Source organism: Cellulomonas bogoriensis 69B4 = DSM 16987 (genome assembly GCF_000767165.1).
Lineage (GTDB): Bacteria > Actinomycetota > Actinomycetes > Actinomycetales > Cellulomonadaceae > Actinotalea > Actinotalea bogoriensis.
Genome location: NZ_AXCZ01000252.1, coordinates 1 through 2,795, shown reverse-complemented (window position 1 = coordinate 2,795; position 2,795 = coordinate 1). Strand labels below are relative to the sequence as shown.

At 75.1% G+C, this 2,795-nt stretch carries 3 protein-coding genes and 1 pseudogene; 1 reads left to right on the top strand and 3 read right to left on the bottom strand.

Going from position 1 to position 2,795, the window contains the following annotated elements:
• Window positions 1–496: hypothetical protein (locus N869_RS14185; RefSeq protein ID WP_035062661.1), on the bottom strand; the 496-nt coding region annotated here is incomplete at its 3' end.
• 42 nt (window positions 497–538) lie between these two features.
• Between N869_RS14185 and N869_RS14180 the strand changes: the two genes are divergently transcribed.
• Window positions 539–1,201 carry a hypothetical protein gene (locus N869_RS14180; protein ID WP_035062660.1) on the top strand — a complete coding sequence of 221 codons (663 nt, stop codon included), beginning with the start codon at window positions 539–541 and terminating at the stop codon, window positions 1,199–1,201.
• Window positions 1,202–1,218: 17 nt separating this feature from the next.
• Here N869_RS14180 and N869_RS16680 read toward each other — a convergent pair whose 3' ends face one another.
• Together N869_RS16680 and N869_RS17975 are read right to left on the bottom strand one after the other, a co-directional pair.
• Window positions 1,219–2,238 (bottom strand): hypothetical protein, encoded by a 1,020-nt coding sequence (locus tag N869_RS16680; protein ID WP_052105606.1) that lies wholly within the window; start codon window positions 2,236–2,238, stop codon window positions 1,219–1,221.
• Between the two features lie 150 nt (window positions 2,239–2,388).
• Window positions 2,389–2,795: pseudogene (locus tag N869_RS17975) on the bottom strand (hypothetical protein); the annotation flags it as partial.

Sequence of the window (2,795 nt, the reverse complement as noted above, 5' to 3'; positions counted from 1 at the left end):
CCATGACCGCGGGGGCCGCGGTGCCGGTGCCCAGGGAGATGCCCGCGCCCAGGACGACGGCCGCTGCGGTGACGGCCCGGGCGGCGCGCACCTGGGCCAGGCCCGGTACGGGCGGCCTGGCCTGCAGGGATGCGGTGGGGCGTTGCGGCTGCTCCAGGCGGTAGGTCTCGGCCAGCAGGGCGCCGACGACGATCCCGGCCAGGACGCAGAACAGCAGGTCCCCCAGGGGTGTGCCGTCGCCGATGCCGACCTTGATGCGCTGCTCCCACAGCAGGCCGACGATCAGGGCGAACAGGCCGCCGACGGCGCCGCCCAGGACCCGGTGCTCGCGGTGGCGGCGCAGGTAGCGGGTGTAGACGGCGACCTCGTCGGGGCCCGGGGTGCGGGTGCCCGCGAGCCAGGCGACGTCCCGGGTGGTCACCTGCGTGCGGGTGACCACCACGTAGGCCACCACTGCGAGGACCAGCAGCGCCAGGACGGGGATCACGATGCCCATGGGGACTCCCTCTTTGTCATATTGGCATAGTACGATGGGCCAATGATCGCAGCAAGTGACTCCCCGCGGCCTGACGACGGCGCGCACCACGACGGCGCACACCACGACGGCGCACACCACCGCGATGCCCAGCACGACCCCGACGTCCTCTCCCTCGCCCCGACGCGCTCGACCCGACGGACGGTCCTCACCACGACGCTGGTCGTGGCCCTGCTGGGCGGAGCCGCGGTCTCCCCGCTCGTCCTGCGCCCGTCGTTGACCGGCACCACCGGGTGGGGCGCGTCAGCCACCACCACCGAGGAGGGCGACCTGGTGACGGTCGTGACGCTCACGTCGCGGGCGTGGCCGAGTGCCACCCTGACCGACGTCGAGGACGTGCCCGGCGCCCAGGCCATCGGGGTGTGGTTGCGCCCCCGCACCGGCGACCCGGACGAGCCGCTCGACTGGTGGCCCGTCGAGGAGGACGGGACGCTCGTCACCCAGCACCGCGCCCCGGCCCGCTTCGGGTCGGGCGAGGTCAGCTACGCCGTGCTGTGGCGGGTGACGGACTGCGACGCCCTCGACCCCGCGCACACCCCCACGGCGCGGGGCACCACCGCCCTGGGGACGCCCGCCACGATCGACCTCGCCGAGCCTGCGAACCCCGGTGAGCACGTGGAGCTGCTGGTCGAGAACGGCGTGTGCAGCGAGGGGTCGGGGGCGTGAGCCGAGAGGCGGGGGCCTCAGCCCTCGGCCTCGACCGCCCGCGCCCGGTTGCGCGCCACGAGCGCGTTCACCAGCGCCGCCGCGGTGTCGGCGTCCTCGATCGTCACCACGACCGGAGGGGCATCCACGCGCGAGACCTCCAGCGCCGGGCCGGACCGCAGGACCAGGCCGGCACGGGGCCGACCGTCCGGCGCGGTGCCTGCACGCAGACCCCATCCCCCGAAGTCCCGGAACGCGTGCACCGCCACCACCCGGGCCCCGGTGACGTCCTGCACCGGGACGTCGACCACCGGACGCCCCAGCGGACCCCGCACCTGCACCCCGTCCAGGCCGACGCGCACCACCCAGCCGGACACCACCAGCAGGACCAGCCCGACCACCAGCCCCACGACCACGGCCCCCACCCACCAGGACGTCAGGACGGCGACCAGGACCGCGCTGAGAAGGGCCGCCGTGCTCAGCCACTGGGCACCGAGCTGACGGGGCCGGGTCTCCCACCGTTCACCGTCGTCCAGCTCCACGACCGCGGCACGCACCAGGACCGGGGCCACGGGGCGCGGCGGGTCACCGGGGGTCAGCCACGCCGTCACCACACCGGCGAGGGACGCGACCGCGATGCCGGCGGCCAGGGCCCCGTCACCGCGGGCCCCGACCACGCCCGCGTGCGCACCCAGCGCACCCACCGACGTGGACGTCACGAACACCGCAGCCCAGACCGCCACACCGCACGCGAACCGGCGGATCAGGGTCTCGCGACCGGACCAGAACGCCACCGACCACAGGTACAGGCACACTGCGGCCACCACGCCGACCATGAGGCCCAGGTGTCCGCCGAGGGTCGTCGCCGCGGCCCCGAGACCCGCACCCCACGGGACCGTCAGCGGCTCAGGCAGGTCACCCCGCCAGCGCCACGCCACGAGCACCCCGGTGCCGACCACCACCGCCGGCACACCCAGGGCGTAGGCGGAGGAGGCCGCCCGGTGCGGGACCCCGCCGCGCAGCCCGGGACGCGGCTGGACCCGGGGCTGGGTCACCACGGCCGCTCCACCACCGGCGGGCCGGGTGGGGCGGGGCGAGTACAGAACGGCACAAGTGCACCGTAGTGGTGCGCGTCACCTCAAGGCACCCCGCCGGGTACGCGAACGGGCGGTCCGGGGCCTACCACCGGACCGCCCGTTCGACCGTGCTCAGGACGCTGCGACCGCCAGCAGCTCCCGTGCGTCCTCGCCCAGGGAGGCGAGAGCCTTGCGTTGCGCCGACACCGCGGACCCGACGCGCTCCAGGGACGCCCTGGACCTGGCCAGGACCTCCTCGGTGTCGCGCGCGGCCGTCACCGACGCGGTGACGGAGGTGTCCAGGTCCTTGGCCGCGACCGCGGCCTCACCGGCCGAGCGGGTGATCTCACCGATCGCAGCGGTCTGCTCCTCCACGGCGGCGGCGATCGTCTGCTGCAGGGAGTCGATGCGGGCCAGGACCTCGTCGATGCGCTCCACGGCCTGGCGGACGCCCTGGGAGTCGGACGTCAGCGCGGCGAGCTGGTCGGCGATCTGGGTGGTGGCGTCACCGGTCTGCGCGGCGAGGTTCTTGACCTCCT

Coding starts and splice junctions, on each gene's coding strand:
- N869_RS14180 (WP_035062660.1), top strand. CDS start 539: ATGATCGCAGCAAGTGACTCCCCGCGGCCTGACGACGGCGCGCACCAC.